The following is a 15,088-nucleotide window of genomic DNA, read 5'->3' as shown; positions in this document are numbered from 1 at the left end:
CCGGAGGGCGGGGTCGGGGCCGGGTCAGGCCGCCTCGGACCCGGCGGTGATGGTCAGGAACGCCTCCTCCAGGGAGGTGGGGCGTACCTCCAGGCCGGAGAAGGGCACGCCGGCGCGGACCAGCTCGCGCACCAGCGCGTCGGCGTCGGAGGTGAGCAGGTGGGTGCGGCCGCCCTCGCGCTCCGTCCGCAGGACCCCGGGCAGCTCGGGCAGGTCGCCGGCCGTCAGGGTGACGCGGCGGACACCGGCGATGTCCCGCACCTGCTCGGTGGTGCCGTCGGCCAGGACCCGGCCCTGCCCGATGACCACGACCCGCTCGGCCAGCGCCTCGACCTCCTCCAGGTAGTGGCTGGTGAGCACCACGGTGCCGCCATCGGAGTGGAAGTCCCGGATGGCGTCCCAAAGCGCCCGGCGCGCCTCGACGTCCAGCCCCGTGGTCGGCTCGTCGAGGAAGACCAGCCGGGGGTCGCCGACGAACGCCAGCGCCACCGCGAGCCGCCGCTTCTGCCCGCCGGAGAGCCCGCCGACCTGGCGCCGCTCCAGCCCGGACAGGCCGAACCGCTCCAGCAGCGCCCCCCGGGCGACGCTCCGCGGGTAGTGGGCGGAGACGAAGTCCACGATCTCCCCGACCCGCAGGGTCGCCGGCAGCCCGGTCTCCTGCGGCGTGACGCCGATGCCGCGCCGCCGTACCGGATCGGCGGGGGAGCCGCCGAGCAGCTCGACGCGGCCGGAGGTGGGCCTGCGCAGCCCGCAGAACAGGTTGATCAGCGTGGACTTGCCCGCCCCGTTGGGCCCGAGCAGCCCGACCAGCTCGCCGGGGCGGACGCCGAGGGAGACGCGGTCCAGCGCCGTCACGTCCCCGTAGCGCCGGGTGACCTCCACGGCGCGCACCAGGGACTGCTCCGGCTCCGCGCCGGAGTCCGGCATCGCGCTCGGCGCCGCATCCGGTCCTGCGCCCAGTGTCGTCGTCGGTTCCGCCATCGCGGGACCTTCCTTTCTCGAATGTCGAACAGGGGTCAGGCGCCGGGAGGCGGCGCCGAGGTCGTGTCCAGCAGGGTGCGGATCGCCGCGGTGTACTCCTCGAAGGCGAGGCGGCCCCGGCGGGTGAGGGCGACGTAGGTGACCGGGGTGCGGCCCCGGTGCGTCTTGACGATCTCCACGTATCCGGCCTCCTCCAGCTTGCCCAGGTGCACCGAGAGGTTCCCGGCGGTCATGCCGAGCAGGTCCTTCAGGCCGGGGAAGGCGATCTGGTCCCCTTCGGGCAGGGCGTTGAGCGTGACGACCACCCGGAGCCGGGCCTGGGCGTGGATCACCGGGTCGAGCTCGGGGGTCACCAGCGGACTCTCCGGCTGAACACCAGGCCGACGACGATGAACCCGCCTCCGCCGCCCACCGCGATCAGCAACGCGTGCCAGCCCGTCCCGGCGGCCGTTCCCACGGCGTTGAGCACGGCCATCCAGATGCCGACGGCGAACATCGGCCGGTCGTGCCAGACGGCGGCGCCGGCCATGTAGAGGACGGAGACCAGCATGATCGACATGCTCGCCCACAGGAGGTTCCGCTCCGCCTCGGGGAGCTGGGCGGCGAACCGCTCCGCGATCATCGACATGGTGAGGAATCCGGTCGGCCAGGCGAGGCCGTACATCATGCCGCGCTGCTGGGAGGCGCCCCGGACCTGGTTGCCGGTCCGCCAGAGCACGAAGGCGTTGACCGCCCCGGCCAGCAGCATGGCCCCGAAGAGCACCGCCAGTGCGACGTCTATGGAGATCGGTGCGTACGGCCTGCCGGACAGGCCGTGGTGGAGGAAGAGCGTGCCGAAGCCGACCAGCCAGGCGAGCCCCCACGGCAGATAGAGCAATGACGTGTCGGGCACGAACCGGCGGACGGCCGCGGAGTCCTGGTTGTCGATCAACCGGAGCATCTCCTCCGGGCTCAGCGCTCGATCGTCTTCCTCCACGGCTTCCTCCTTGTCAACGCAAATCGGTTTGTGTTTCAAACTCGTGGTTTGAACTGTAAACTACATTGCTCCGCCAACTCAACCCTCCGGCCGGACGAATCGCCGTCGGCCGGACCGGTCCGCGATCGGCGGCACCGGCCCCGCCCGCGAGAATTTCCTCAGCGGGACCTGTCGATTCCGGCGCACGCCGTACGTCATGGGAGTGCGTACGGCACCCGCCGGACGGCACCGGAAAGGAGAACCATGAGATACGTGCTGCTGGCCGCCGGGGACGAGAGGCCCTGGGCGGAGGCCGGCCAGGCCGAGCGGGAGGAGATCTACGCCCGGTGGGGCCGCTTCGAGGAGATGCTGACGGCCCGGAACGCGGGCCGGGGCGGTGACGAGCTGGCCCACTCCGGCACCGCCACCACGGTCAGGAAGACCGGGGGGAAGGTGGTCGTCACCGACGGCCCCTACGCCGAGGCGGTCGAGCAGATCGGCGGGTACGTCACGATCGAGGTCGCGAGCATGGCGGAGGCGATCGAGTTCGCCGAGGCCTGCCCGTCCGACGTCGTGGAGATCCGGCCCGTCCCGGACAGGGGGTGACGGCGCCGTGAAGTACGCGCTGCTGCTCTACGGGGACGAGAGCAGGTGGGCCGCCGCCACCGAGGCCGAGATCAAGGAGGTCTCCGCCGCGCACGGCCGGTTCACGGACATGCTCACCGCCCGCGGGGCCTACCTCGGCGGGGAGGAGCTGGACCTCTCCACGACCGCGGTCACCGTGCGCACCGGCGGCGGACGGACGCTGCACACCGACGGCCCCTACGCCGAGACCGCCGAGCACCTGGGCGGCTTCTACCTCGTGGAGGCCCGGGACCTGGACGAGGCGATCGAGTTCGCCACGGCCTGCCCCGAGGAGATCGTGGAGATCCGTCCCGTGGTCGAATACCAGGGGTGAGCGTGACGATGGTCGAGCAGGCGTACCGGCGGCACTGGGCGCGCCTGCTCGCCCTGCTCACCGCGGAGCTGCGCGATCTGGACCTGGCCGAGGAGTCGCTGCAGGACGCCTTCGCCGCGGCCGTCGCCGCCTGGCCGCCGGAGCCCGGCAACCCGCCCGCCTGGCTGCTCACCACGGCGCGCAGGCGCGCGCTGGACCGGCTGCGCCGGGACGCCGTCGCGGCCAGGAAGCTGCCGCTGCTGGTCGTCGACGACCTGCCGGACCCCTCGGCGATCCCCGACGAGCGGCTACGGATGATCTTCACCTGCTGCCATCCGGCGCTGTCCACGGAGGCCAGGGTGGCCCTCACGCTGCGCTGCGCGGGCGGCCTGACCACCCGCGAGATCGCCCGGCTCTTCCTGGTCTCCGAGACCACCATGGCCGCCAGGATCACCCGGGCGAAGAAGAAGATCGCCCAGGCGGGCATCCCCTACCGCATCCCGGCCGGCCCGGAGCTGGCCGAGCGGCGCGACGGGGTGCTGGCCGTGGTCTACCTCGTCTTCACCGAGGGGTACGCCGCCACCGGGGGAGACCGGCTCATCCGCGCCGAGCTCGCCGCCGAGGCGATCGCGCTGGGCCGGATGCTGCGCGAGCTGCTGCCCGCCGACCCGGAGGCGGACGGGCTGCTGGCGCTGATGCTGCTGCACCACGCCCGCCGGGACGCCCGGCTGGGTCCGTCGGGGGAGCTGGTCCGCCTGCCCGACCAGGACCGCTCGCGCTGGCGCCGTGAGGAGATCGGCGAGGCGCTCTCCCTGCTGGAGGCGGCGCGTCCGGGCGGCTCCGGCGGCTTCCCCGGTCCCTACCTGCTGCAGGCCGCGATCGCGGCCGAGCACGCGGTCGCCGGGCGGGCCGGGGACACCGACTGGCCCGCCATCGCCCGGCTGTACGGCAGGCTGGAGGAGGTCACCGGGTCGGCGGTGGTCCGGCTCAACCGGGCCGTGGCGGTCGCCGAGGCCGACGGGGCCGAGGCCGGGCTGGAGCTCCTCGACGGGCTGGACCGGGCGATGGGCCACCACCACCTGCTCCACGCCACCCGCGCCGAGCTGCTGCGCCGCCTGGGCCGGGACCGGGAGGCCCTGGACGCCTACGGCCGGGCGCTGGAGGCCGTCGGCACCGACCCGGAACGCGCCTTCCTGCTGTCGCGCCGGGAAGAGCTGTCCGCCCGCTGACCTCGTCGCACAAGGCCGGCTCCGTCCATCGGCACCGTCCATCGGCACCGCCCGCCGGCACCGCCCACCGACACCGCCCGCCGGCTCCGCCCCGCGGAGAGGCGGCGCGGAGCCGGTGGACGGTGCCGCGCAGGCGGATCCGCGACGGCGGGACCCCGGCCCCGGACCGGCCCTATCCCCGGGAGACCAGGGCCTCCGACCGCCACAGGTCGCGGTAGTAGCCGGGGGTGTCCACCAGCTCCCGGTGGGTGCCCCGCTGGAGGACCGAGCCGTTCTCCAGCACGACGATCTCGTCCACCTCCTCCAGGCCGCGCAGCCGGTGCGTGACCAGCAGGGTCGTACGCCCCCGGGTGGCGTCCAGCAGATCGGCCATGAGCGCGTCGGCGGTCTCCTCGTCCAGCGCCTCGGCCGGCTCGTCGAGCAGCAGCACGGGCGGGTCGTTCAGCAGCGCCCGCGCCAGGGCGAGCCGCTGCAACTGCCCGCCGGAGACCGTCCGCCCGTCCTCCCCGAGCACGGTGTCCCACCCGGTCCGCTCCGCCCAGTCCGCCAGCCGGGCCCGCCGTACGGCCTCCGCCAGCGCCTCCTCGTCCGCCTCCGGCCCGGCCAGCCGGAGGTTGTCGCGGAACGAGGCCTGGAACACGTACGGGTCCTGGGTCAGGCCCGTCATGATCCGCCGGGCCTCGTCCGAGGGCAGGTCGCGCAGATCGACGGCCTCCCCGGTCCCGGTACCGGACGCGTCACCGCCGCCGGGTCCGGAACGGCCGTCCGCCCCTGAGCCGGACAGCCGGATCACGCCGGACTCCGGCTCCACCAGGCGCATCAGGGCCGCCAGCAGGGTGCTCTTGCCCGCCCCGCTGGGGCCGACGACCGCCACCCGCTTGCCGGGGGTGAGGGTCAGGCCGACGCCGTTCAGCGCGGGCGCGCGATCCGCCGCGTGGCGGACGACCAGGTCCTCGACCTCGACCGTGAGCGGCCCGCCGGGGACGGCCGCCGGCCGGGCCGGCTCGGCGACGGCGGGCGGGGTCGCGCGGACCTCCCGCAGCCGGCGCAGGGCGGCGGCCACCCCGGTCATGCGCTCGGCGGCCGTGATCATCGGAAGCAGGGGCTCGAAGGCGACCAGGGAGGTCAGCGCGAGCACGGCGGTCGCCACCGGACCGGCGCCCGCCCCCTGCGCGACCAGGACCACCCCCGCGACGGTCAGTCCCTGGGCGAGCACGCCCAGGCAGGTGGCCACGGCGCCCGTGCGGGCCTGGGCCCGCTCCAGCGCGGCCAGCCGGGCGTCCGCCCCGGCGGAGGCGGCCAGGGCCCGGTCGCCCGCACCGTAGGCGGCCAGGTCGGCCGCCCCGTGCAGCAGGTCGGCCACCCGGGCGGCCAGCTCGGCCCGGGCCGGGGCGATCAGCGCGGCCCGGCGCCGCGTGGCGGCCGCCACCCCGGCGGGCAGCACCACGCCCGCCACCAGCAGGCCGGCCGTCAGCACCAGCGCGGCCGCCGGGAGCAGGAACAGGCCGAGCACGACCGCCGCGACCCCGGTCGCCAGCGCCGCGACCGCCGGGAGCAGGCCGCGGACCAGTAGATCCTGCACGGCGTCGGTGTCGTCCACCATCCGGCTGAGCAGGTCGGCGCCCTTCTGGCTCGGCGGGCCGGCCGGGACGAGCGCCCGGTAGAGCCGTTCCCGGGTCGTCGCCTGGGCGCGGAGCGCCACGTCGTGCCCGGTCAGGCGCTCGCCGTACCGGAGGACGCCCTTGCTCGTCGCGAACGCGCGCACCCCGACGATCGCCACGCTCAGCGCCGCCAGCGGCGGCTGCTCGGCCGCCCTGGTGATCAGCCACGCGGCCGACCCGATCAGGGCCAGTCCGGCGAGCTCCGCCGCGACCCCGGCCGCCGCCGCCAGGGCGATCCGCCCGCCCATCCGCCTCATCGCGCCCCTCCGGCACCCGTCGTCACCGTGTCTCCGGAAGCCGCCGTGTCTCCGGAAGCCGTCGGGCCGCCGGGATCGGTCGTGCGGCCGGGAGGACCGGCTTCGCCGTGCACCGCCGGCGCGCCGGGGGAGCCGCTGTCGGACACGACCCGGCCGCCGGCGATCCGGACCACCCGGTCGGCCAGATCGATCATCGCGGGCCGGTGGGCCACGATCACGGCGGTCCGGCCCTCGGCCAGCTCGCGGGTGGCGGCGACGATCGCGGCCTCGCTCCGGCCGTCGAGCCGGGCCGTCGGCTCGTCCAGCAGGAGCAGGTCCGCCGCGGGCCGGCAGAAGGCGCGGGCCAGCGCGACCCGCTGCCGCTGGCCGGCGGAGAGGTTCACCCCGCGCTCACCGAGCACCGTGTCGTAGCCCTCCGGCAGTTCCGTCACGAAGCCGTCCGCGTGCGCGGCCCCGGCCGCCGCCCGGACCTGCTGGAGCGTCGCACCGGGGGAGCCGAGCCGGATGTTGTCGGCCACCGAGGCGGCGAACAGGTGGGGGCGCTGGGGCACGAACGCCAGCCGTCCGCGCCAGGTCTCCCAGCGCGCCCCGGTGTCCTCGGCGATTCCGGCGTCACCGGCGTCGCGCGCCACCCGGGTTTCCGTGCTCCCGGCTTCTCCGCCGTCCCGCGTCTCCCCGGCCCCCTCGGTTCCGGCGTCTCCGGAGGCCGCTGCGGCGGGTCTGGAGGCGGGACCGGAGAGCTCCACCCCGTCGACCAGGACCCGGCCGCTCTCCGGGGTGAGGAAACCCAGCAGCAGGTGGAGCAGCGTGCTCTTGCCCGCGCCGCTCTCGCCGACCAGCGCCACCCGCTCGCCCGGCGCGATGACCAGCGACACGTCCTCCAGCGCCGCCTCCGCCCGGCCCGGATAGCGCACCGTCACGTTCTCCAGCCGGATCTCCGGCGCCGCCGCGGGGCCGGCCGGGCCGAGGGCTCCGCCGCCGGCGGACCGGGACACGGTGGACCGGGGCTCGGGCTCCCCGTCGAGTACGGCGAACACGTCGTCGGCGGCGGTGACCCCCTCCATCGCGGCGTGGAACCTGGTGCCCATGTTCCGCAGCGGCAGGTAGGCCTCCGGGGCCAGCAGCAGCACCAGTAGCGCGGCGGGCAGGTCGAGCGTCCCGCCCAGCAGCCGGAGGCCGATCGGGACCGCGACCAGCGCGAGCGAGAGGGAGGCGGCCAGCTCCAGCACCAGCGAGGACAGGAAGGCCACCCGCAGCGTGCGCATCGTCGCGCTCCGGTGGGCGTCGGTGACCTGCCGGATCACCTCCGCCTGGTAGCGGGCCCGGCCGAAGGCGCGCAGCGTGGGCAGGCCGCGGACCACGTCGAGGAAGTGCCCGCCGAGGCGGGACAGGGCCCGCCACTGGCGCTCGGTGACGGCCTTGGTGTGCATGCCGACCAGCGCGCCGAAGACCGGGATGAGCGGGAGCGTGACGAGCACGATCACCGCGCTGGACAGGTCCGCGAAGACCAGCCGGGCGAGCACGGCGACCGGTACGACGCCCGCCACCGCGATCGCCGGGAGGTAGCCGTTCAGGTAGGGGTCGAGGGCGTCCAGGCCGCGCCCGGTCAGCGTCACCAGCTCGCCGGAGCGGTGGGAGGTCAGCCGGGCCGGGCCCAGGTCCCGCAGCCGGGAGAGCAGCCGGTGGCGCAGGACCGACTTCACCGCGGTGGTGGTGTGACCGGCGGCGATCCCCTGGGCGAGGCCGAGCAGTCCCCGGACCCCGACGACCACCGCCAGCAGGGCCAGCGCCGAGGTCTCGAACCTCCCGGAGAGGACGCCGGCGAGCAGCTCGGCCTGGACGAGGACGAGCAGCCCGGCGAGGATCGCCGCGGCCAGGCAGAGGGCCAGATGGCGGCGGACTGCTCGCTCGCCCCGCACCAGCCGCAGGAGGTCCTTGTGCATGTGAGCCCTAGAAGAACGAGGGGAACCGGCCGGCCGCACGCCGGGGACCGAACGTGCGCCACACCCATACTTGCGCACCCACCATGACCGGTGCGCACGGCAGGATCATGACACTGAGCACATTCAGCGTATCCACCGGGGCGGCGTGCTCCAGGAGCCACGGAGCGGCGCCGGCCAGCAGCGCCGCAGCGGGTGCGGCGGCCAGGCAGGCCGAGACGGCCAGCGCACCCGCGCCGCGGCCCGCGGCGGTCCCGGCCGCTCCATCGGGCAGCAGCCAGGAGGCGAAGGCCCGGCCGTGGAAGGCCAGCAGCGCCGCGAGCGCGGCCGCGCCCGCGAGGGCCGCCGGGGTGACCGACAGGCCGGTCGCCAGGGCGGTCAGGGCCGCGCCCCAGGAGAGGGCGAGCCCCCAGGAGCCCAGGCAGATCATCCGGTCCCACCCGGCGCGCCAGGTGGGGCCGTCCGCCCTGCGGCGGAACCAGAGCCCCGCGTCGCGCACGATCCAGGAGACCAGCAGGCAGACCACCAGCGGGTAGAGGCCGAACAGCACCTCGCCCTCGGCCTGCGGGTACACCCCGAAGAGCACTCCGGCCACGGCCACCAGCCACACCTCGCCCGCCAGGACGAACGGCGCCATCGCGGCGACGATCCGGTCCCGGCCCTCCTGGGCGCGGCCGAGGGCGGGCAGCAGCATGCCGAGGCCGATGTTCGCGCCCTCCAGGGCGAAGTAACCGATCAGCAGGGCGGCGAAGAGCACGGTCCAGAGGATGTCCATCGGTGCCTCCTTACAGGCTCAGCGCGGGGGTGCGCTCGGGCGGCGGGAGCGGGGCGGCGCCCAGGGTGGCGGCGGCGGGGCCGCGCCGCACCAGGCGGGCGATGAGCAGGTAGTCGACGACCGCGAGCAGGCCGAGCACGCCGGTGAAGGCCACCAGGGACGTGGTGATCATCGCCGGGGTGAGGCCGGGGGACATCGCGTCGGCGACGGTGAGCCTGCCGTACACCAGCCAGGGCTGGCGGCCGGCCTCGCGGGCGAGCCAGCCGAGGATCGCGGCCAGGAACGGCAGCGGGGTCATCAGCATCACGATCGGGTGCGCCCACCGCCAGCGCGGCAGCCAGCGGATGACGGGCAGCAGCACGAACAGCACGACGAGCTGGAGCAGGTATCCGATCATGATCATGAATCCGAGGCCGAGGCCGGCCAGGGGACTGTCGAACTTGCCCGGCTGGAACTCTCCGATCGGACCGAACTGCGCGTAGCCGAAGCCGACCGCGAGCACGGTGCCGATCGCGGCGACGGCCACGCCCAGCCGGAGGGACTTGGTGAAGAACTCCTGCTCGGCCGTCCTGCGGAACAGCTGGTAGGCGCTGGCCCCCATGATCACGGATCCGCCGGTGAGCAGGGCCGCGCCGGCCACGTGGGGCAGGGCCATGGCGAGCATGGGGTTGGTCAGCACGGCGCCGAAGTCCTCGACCACCAGCCTGCCGCCCCGTTCCACCGCCCCCGCCGGGTTCTGCAGGAACGCGTTGGCCGCCATGATCCAGAACGCCGAGACGTAGGCGGTCAGCGTGACGATCCAGATGCACGCCAGATGGAGCCGGCGGGGCATCCGGTGCCAGCCGAAGATCCACAATCCGAGGAACGTGGACTCCAGGAAGAAGGCGGCGAGCGTCTCGATCGCCAGCGGCGCGCCGAAGACGTCGCCGGCGTAGTGCGACAGCCCGCTCCAGCTCAGGCCGAACTGGAACTCCATCACCAGGCCGGTGACGATGCCGAGCGCGTAGTTGATCAAGTAGATCTGGCCCCAGAAGCGGGTCATCCGCTCGTGGACCGGCTTGCCGCCGAAGGTCCAGAGGGTCTGCATGACCGCCACGAGGGGGGCCAGGCCCAGCGTCAGCACGACGAACAGGAAGTGGAGACTCCCCGTCACCGCGAACTGCGTCCGGGCCAGGTCGAGTACGTCCATGGCGTCGCCTCCATCACATGTCTGTCTACCTATAGACACTCTACATGTAGAGAGCCTACATGTAGGTTGCCTATGCGAGAGGTAAGGTGATGGGCGTGAACACCGACGCGCTCCGCGGGCACATGGACGCCCTGCTGCTCTCCGTCCTGGAACACGAGCCCCTGCACGGATACGCGATCATCGAGGCGCTGCAGGCGCGCAGCGGCGGTGCGCTCAGCGTGCCGACGGGCACGGTCTACCCGGCGCTGCGCAGACTGGAGCAGGCGGGATACCTGGCCAGCGAGTGGGCCACGGTGGGCGGGCGCAAGCGGCGCACCTACCGGCTGACCTCGGCGGGCCGCACGGCCCTGGCCGGGGAACGCTCGGCCTGGCGGGAGTTCGCGGGCGTCATCGGCAGCGTGCTGGAACCGCGCGCCACGAAGTGAGCACGCCGCCCCGTACGGCCGGCCGGGTGCGCGGAGGCGGGCGCACGGCCTCGGTCGGCGGGGCGCGCGCCGGTCGCCCGCCTGCTTCTCACCCGGTCGCGGTCCGCCGCCGGGTGAGGGAGAGGCAGCGGGTCGCGCAGTAGAGCTGCAGGCCCCAGAACCCGTAGCTCACCACCGAGGCGGCGAGGCCGGGAGGGTAGTCGGAGAAGCCGTCCGGTCTGTTCGAGCCGTACATCAGGGCCCAGCACAGGACGAGCATGACCGGCATCATGGCCCAGACGAACAGCGCCAGCGCCCGGGCGACCAGCCGGGGCCGCCGGATCCTGCGCCGTCCCCGGCCGAGCGCGAGCAGCGCCAGCGCGCCGATCATCCCGATGACCATCTGCACGACGTCCACGGCGCGGGCCACCGGCACGAACCAGCCGGGCCAGGCGTCGTAGGCGGCCGGAGCCGTCGGGAACAGCTTCCAGACCGCGGTCCACATGACCGCGGTGAGCGGCACGGCGAGGAAGAGCAGGGCGGCCAGCCTCCGGCCCGCGGCGACGGACAGCTCCTCCTGGTAGCCCGGGGCGATCTCGTGGACGGCGCCGAACTCCTCGACCGCGGCCCGCTCGGCCTCGGTCCGCTCCAGGCCGCCGTCCTCCAGGGCCTCCGCGGCGTCGAGCAGGCTGTCGCGGGCCTCGGTGACCAGGTCGAGCCTGAGCCCCCTCGGCCCGCGGAGCGTACGGCCGAGCTCCGCGACGTAGTCGTCGATGACTCCGGCGTCCACCTGTTCCCCCTGCTCGCGCGGTCCCCGTCCAGGGGTGTCCGGCGCCCATCATGACCCCTGTCCGGTGCCCGCGCATCAGGGAGGACCCTGATGTGTCCCCGGATCCAGACCAAGGGCAGCCAGTGTTGCCATGGACTACTCGACACGATCTGCCAACATTTTCCCATTTCATCATCCGTCCACCTATAGAGGGACGTTGAGGAATCAAAAGACCTCTACGCTCCTGCCCATGCGTGCTTTATCCCGGGCGCTCGCCGCCCTCGCGGCCGTCGGCGTCACCGCCGCCGGTGTCGCGACCCTCACCACGACCCCGGCCCTGGCCGCGCCGGGCACCGTCGTCATCAGCCAGGTCTACGGCGGTGGCGGCAACGGCGGCGCGCCGTTCGCCAACGACTTCGTCGAACTGTTCAACCGCAGCGCGGCGCCCGTCTCCCTGGACGGCTGGTCCGTCCAGTACGGCAGCGCCACCGGCACCGGCACCTTCGGTGCGAACCTGGTACCCCTGTCCGGCACGCTCGCGCCCGGTCAGTACCACCTGCTCCAGCTCGCCGGCGGCGCGACCGGCGCCGCGCTGCCCGCCCCCGACGGCACCGGAACCGTCAACATGAGCGGCAGCGCGGGCAAGGTCGTCCTGGCCCGCTCGGCCGACGGCCTGGCCTGCAACGGCGGTTCGGTGCCCTGCACCCCCGAGCAGACGGCGCTCATCGCCGACCTCGTCGGCTACGGCACCGCCAACTACGCCGAGGGCGCCGCGGCCCCCGGCCTGTCCAACACCACGGCGGGGATCCGCAGGGACCACGGCTGCACCGACACCGACGTCAACGCCGCCGACATCGAGGCCGCCGCCCCCGCCCCGCGCAACCGGGCCACCGCCCCCGCCCCCTGCGGCGACGCGGAGCCCACCCCGACCGCGACGCCGACGGTGACGCCGACCGTCACGCCGTCCCCGACGCCGACGACCGCGCCGTGCGAGACCCCCGCCACCCACCAGATCGCCGAGGTGCAGGGGAGCGGCGACGCGAGCCCGCTCGCCGGCCGGACGGTCCGGGTCGAGGGCGTGGTGACCGGGGACTTCCAGGAGACGAACCAGCTCAGCGGGTTCTTCCTGCAGGACCCGACCCCGGACGCCGACCCGGCCACCTCCGAAGGTCTGTTCGCCTTCGCCCGCTCGTCCTTCAAGGACGTCAAGGTCGGCGACCGCGTCCTGGTCACCGGCAGGGCCGTGGAGTTCAACGGCTGGACCGAGCTGTCGCCGGTCACCGCCGTGGACGTCTGCGGCACCGGCACGATCACTCCGGTGAGGCAGAGCCTGCCGCGCCCCGAGGGCGTGACCTTCGAGCGCGTCGAGAACATGCTCGTCGCCTTCCCCGAGCCGCTCACCGTCAGCGACCACTACAACCTGGCCCGCTACGGCGAGATCAACCTCTCCTCCGAGGGCCGGATCTACCAGCCGACCGACCGGCCGGGCGTGAGCGCCGCGCTGAACGCGCGCCGCACCCTGCTCGTGGACGACGGCTCCGGCGCGGAGAACCCGCCGCTCGTCCCGCACACCGACCCGCGCGCGGTCCGGCTCGGCGACACCACGCTCGGCGTCACCGGCGTGATGGGGTACGGCTTCGGCAAGTACCGCCTCCAGCCGACCAAGCCGGTCAAGTTCCTGCGCACCAACCCGCGCCTGCCCAAGCCGTTCCCGGTGCTCGGGAACGTCAGGGTGGCCAGCTTCAACACCCTCAACTGGTTCACCACCCTGGGCTCGCGCGGTGCGAACACCGCCGAGGAGCAGCAGCGGCAGCTGGCCAAGCTGGTCGCCGCGCTGAAGGGCATGGACGCCGACGTCGTGGGCCTCATGGAGGTCGAGAACAACGGCCAGACCGCCGTCCAGGCCCTGGTCGACGCGCTCAACGCCGAGGTCGGCGCGGGCACCTACGCGGCGCTGGCCCACCCCTACCCGGGCACCGACGTGATCCACGTGGCGATGATCTACAAGCCGGCCAGGGTCCGGCCGGTCGGCGCGGCGCAGTCCTCCACCGACCCGGTCTTCCGGCGGCCCCCGCTGATCCAGACCTTCCGCCGACCCCAGGGCGGCCAGCCCTTCACCGTCCTGGTCAACCACTTCAAGTCCAAGGGCTGTGACGAGGACGCCACCGGCGCCGACGCCGACGCCGGCGACGGGCAGAGCTGCTACAACGGTGAGCGCGTCCGCCAGGCCCAGGCCACGCTGGGCCTGATCGACAGCCTGGACCTGCCCGGCCCGCTGGTCCTGGGCGACCTCAACGCCTACGGCGAGGAGGACCCGATCGACACGCTCGAGGCCGGCGGCCTGACCAGCGTGACCAAGAGGTTCGTCCCCGCCCCGCTGCGCTACAGCTACCTGTTCGAGGGCCAGGTCGGCGAGCTCGACCACGCGCTGGTCGGCAGGGAGCTGCTCAAGCGGGTCACCGGTGCGACGATCTGGCACATCAACTCCGACGAGCCCAGGGCGCTCGACTACAACATGGAGTACAACCCGCCCGGCCTCTACCGGCCGGACGCGTTCCGCTCCTCCGACCACGATCCCGTGGTCATCGGCCTGACCCTGCCGGGCGGCAGGGGCTGACCCGGGCGCCCACCGGCGCCGCCGAGGGGGCCCGTCCCGCAGCCGTACCGGCGGGGCGGGCCCTCCGCGTCCAACCGATTTCCCGCTGCTCAGAGCAGATCTGCCCCAGGCGGATCGTGTCGACGCCGGTCCGAACGGCCTCGCATGATGGACGCATGAGCGGAGAATCAAATATTCCACTGTTCGACGCGCGGGTGCGGCGCGAGCTCTACGAGCAGCGCGTTCTCGTCCTCGACGGCCCTCTCGACGACGACAACGGGACACTGCTGGCCACGCAGCTGATAGCGCTCGCCGCGCATGACGCGTCGACGGACATCGCACTGTGGATTCACTCGCCGGGCGGGTCGGTTCCCTCGATGCTCGCCATCCGCGACATCATCCGGCTCATTCCCTGCGACGTGTCGACCCTCGTGCTGGGCATCGCCTACAGCGCCGGGCAGTTCCTGCTGTCATCGGGGGCCCGCGGGAAGCGCCGGGCGCTGCCGCACGCACGTGTCCTGATGCACCAGGGCTCGGCGGGGATCGGCGGCACCGCGGTCGACATCGAACTGCAGGCCGGCGACCTCCGGCACACTCGCGACACGGTGCTCGGTCTCATCGCCGAGGACACGGGGCAGCCCGTCGAGCGCGTATTCGAGGACTCCCTGCACGATCGCTGGTACACGGCGCGAGAGGCATTGGACTACGGCTTCATAGATGCGATCGTGCGAAATTTCGACGAAATCGCGCCGCGCAATCGCCCGCGGCTCGGGTTCGACGTCACCGAAGGAGCCGGCCAGTGACCACGTACACGATTCCGAGCGTCATCACCCAGAATTCTCGGGGCGAGCGGATCATGGATGTCTACTCGCACCTGCTCACCGAGCGGATCATCTATCTGGGGACCGCGATCGACGCGGGCGTCGCGAACGCGCTCATCGCGCAGCTGATTTTCCTGGAGTCGGACAACCCCGATGCCGAAATACAGTTCTACATCAACTGCGAAGGCGGGGATCCGAGCGCGATGCTCGCGATCTATGACACCATGCGCCATATCCGCCCGCGGGTCTCGACGACCTGCGTCGGACAGGCCGTCGCGGTGGGTGCCGTCCTCCTCGCCGCGGGAGCCGAAGGAAAACGTGCCGCCCTCCCGCACGCACGAGTGATCCTGCACCAACCGGCCGCTCAGGGGCGCGGAGCGATCCCCGATCTCATCCTGCAAGCCGACGAGGTCGTCCGTGTCCGGGCGGACATCGAGCGCATACTGTCACGGCACACCGGCCAGACGATCGAGACCCTGCGGGCCGACACCGATCACGACCGCGTGTTCACCGCGACCGCGGCCCTGGAGTACGGACTCCTCGATCAGATCATCGAGGAGCGTCCGTAGGCCGG

Annotated in this window: 15 protein-coding genes; 7 read left to right on the top strand and 8 right to left on the bottom strand. The window is 73.5% G+C overall.

Going from position 1 to position 15,088, the window contains the following annotated elements:
• Positions 1-24: 24 nt before the first annotated feature.
• The 3 genes from IEZ06_RS13970 to IEZ06_RS13960 are packed head-to-tail and all read right to left on the bottom strand — an operon-like array spanning position 25 to position 1,957.
• Positions 25-981 carry an ABC transporter ATP-binding protein gene (locus IEZ06_RS13970; protein ID WP_229798104.1) on the bottom strand — a complete coding sequence of 319 codons (957 nt, stop codon included), beginning with the start codon at positions 979-981 and terminating at the stop codon, positions 25-27.
• A gap of 35 nt (positions 982-1,016) precedes the next feature.
• The gene (locus IEZ06_RS13965; RefSeq protein ID WP_229798102.1) at positions 1,017-1,334 is read right to left on the bottom strand and encodes a transcriptional regulator; all 318 of its coding nucleotides are present in this window, start codon (positions 1,332-1,334) and stop codon (positions 1,017-1,019) included.
• Positions 1,331-1,957 carry a transporter gene (locus IEZ06_RS13960; RefSeq protein ID WP_189237118.1) on the bottom strand — a complete coding sequence of 209 codons (627 nt, stop codon included), beginning with the start codon at positions 1,955-1,957 and terminating at the stop codon, positions 1,331-1,333. The genes IEZ06_RS13965 and IEZ06_RS13960 overlap by 4 nt, the downstream gene beginning before the upstream one ends.
• Before the next feature lie 243 nt (positions 1,958-2,200).
• On the opposite strand from IEZ06_RS13960, the gene IEZ06_RS13955 reads away from it, so the two are divergent.
• The 3 genes from IEZ06_RS13955 to IEZ06_RS13945 are packed head-to-tail and all read left to right on the top strand — an operon-like array spanning position 2,201 to position 4,102.
• The gene (locus IEZ06_RS13955) at positions 2,201-2,542 is read left to right on the top strand and encodes a YciI family protein (RefSeq protein WP_189237117.1); all 342 of its coding nucleotides are present in this window, start codon (positions 2,201-2,203) and stop codon (positions 2,540-2,542) included.
• A 7-nt stretch (positions 2,543-2,549) separates the two neighbouring features.
• Positions 2,550-2,894 carry a YciI family protein gene (locus tag IEZ06_RS13950; RefSeq protein ID WP_189237116.1) on the top strand — a complete coding sequence of 115 codons (345 nt, stop codon included), beginning with the start codon at positions 2,550-2,552 and terminating at the stop codon, positions 2,892-2,894.
• Complete coding sequence (locus IEZ06_RS13945) at positions 2,891-4,102, top strand: RNA polymerase sigma factor (RefSeq protein ID WP_229798100.1); 1,212 nt, start codon at positions 2,891-2,893, stop codon at positions 4,100-4,102. Before IEZ06_RS13950 ends, IEZ06_RS13945 begins: the two co-directional genes overlap by 4 nt.
• Before the next feature lie 172 nt (positions 4,103-4,274).
• Here the strand turns inward: IEZ06_RS13945 and IEZ06_RS13940 are convergent, their stop codons facing one another.
• The 4 genes from IEZ06_RS13940 to IEZ06_RS13925 are packed head-to-tail and all read right to left on the bottom strand — an operon-like array spanning position 4,275 to position 9,924.
• On the bottom strand, positions 4,275-6,020 hold the full coding sequence (locus IEZ06_RS13940) for an amino acid ABC transporter ATP-binding/permease protein (RefSeq protein WP_189237115.1): 1,746 nt from the start codon (positions 6,018-6,020) through the stop codon (positions 4,275-4,277).
• Positions 6,017-7,963, bottom strand: coding sequence for an ABC transporter ATP-binding protein/permease (locus IEZ06_RS13935; RefSeq protein ID WP_189237114.1), 1,947 nt, complete (start codon positions 7,961-7,963; stop codon positions 6,017-6,019). The genes IEZ06_RS13940 and IEZ06_RS13935 overlap by 4 nt, the downstream gene beginning before the upstream one ends.
• A 7-nt stretch (positions 7,964-7,970) precedes the next feature.
• Positions 7,971-8,735 (bottom strand): cytochrome d ubiquinol oxidase subunit II, encoded by a 765-nt coding sequence (locus IEZ06_RS13930; RefSeq protein WP_189237113.1) that lies wholly within the window; start codon positions 8,733-8,735, stop codon positions 7,971-7,973.
• A 10-nt stretch (positions 8,736-8,745) separates the two neighbouring features.
• A complete protein-coding gene (locus IEZ06_RS13925) occupies positions 8,746-9,924 on the bottom strand; it encodes a cytochrome ubiquinol oxidase subunit I (RefSeq protein ID WP_189237112.1) in 1,179 nt (392 codons plus the stop codon).
• 95 nt (positions 9,925-10,019) lie between these two features.
• Here IEZ06_RS13925 and IEZ06_RS13920 point away from each other — a divergent pair, with 95 nt between their 5' ends.
• Positions 10,020-10,349: a PadR family transcriptional regulator gene (locus IEZ06_RS13920; protein ID WP_068894395.1), complete on the top strand. Its 330-nt coding sequence runs from the start codon at positions 10,020-10,022 to the stop codon at positions 10,347-10,349.
• 88 nt (positions 10,350-10,437) lie between these two features.
• Here IEZ06_RS13920 and IEZ06_RS13915 read toward each other — a convergent pair whose 3' ends face one another.
• On the bottom strand, positions 10,438-11,118 hold the full coding sequence (locus tag IEZ06_RS13915) for a permease prefix domain 1-containing protein (RefSeq protein WP_189237111.1): 681 nt from the start codon (positions 11,116-11,118) through the stop codon (positions 10,438-10,440).
• Between the two features lie 229 nt (positions 11,119-11,347).
• Here IEZ06_RS13915 and IEZ06_RS13910 point away from each other — a divergent pair, with 229 nt between their 5' ends.
• From IEZ06_RS13910 to IEZ06_RS13900, 3 genes are all read left to right on the top strand, one after another.
• Positions 11,348-13,714: an ExeM/NucH family extracellular endonuclease gene (locus IEZ06_RS13910; protein WP_189237110.1), complete on the top strand. Its 2,367-nt coding sequence runs from the start codon at positions 11,348-11,350 to the stop codon at positions 13,712-13,714.
• A 155-nt stretch (positions 13,715-13,869) separates the two neighbouring features.
• Positions 13,870-14,496 carry a ClpP family protease gene (locus IEZ06_RS13905; protein ID WP_189237109.1) on the top strand — a complete coding sequence of 209 codons (627 nt, stop codon included), beginning with the start codon at positions 13,870-13,872 and terminating at the stop codon, positions 14,494-14,496.
• The gene (locus IEZ06_RS13900) at positions 14,493-15,083 is read left to right on the top strand and encodes a ClpP family protease (protein ID WP_189237108.1); all 591 of its coding nucleotides are present in this window, start codon (positions 14,493-14,495) and stop codon (positions 15,081-15,083) included. Before IEZ06_RS13905 ends, IEZ06_RS13900 begins: the two co-directional genes overlap by 4 nt.
• Positions 15,084-15,088: the final 5 nt, after the last annotated feature.

This window comes from Planomonospora antibiotica, from assembly GCF_014647955.1.
Classification (GTDB): Bacteria; Actinomycetota; Actinomycetes; order Streptosporangiales; family Streptosporangiaceae; genus Planomonospora; species Planomonospora parontospora.
Note: the sequence above shows the minus strand (reverse complement) of the source record. Positions and strands in the feature narration are given on the sequence as shown.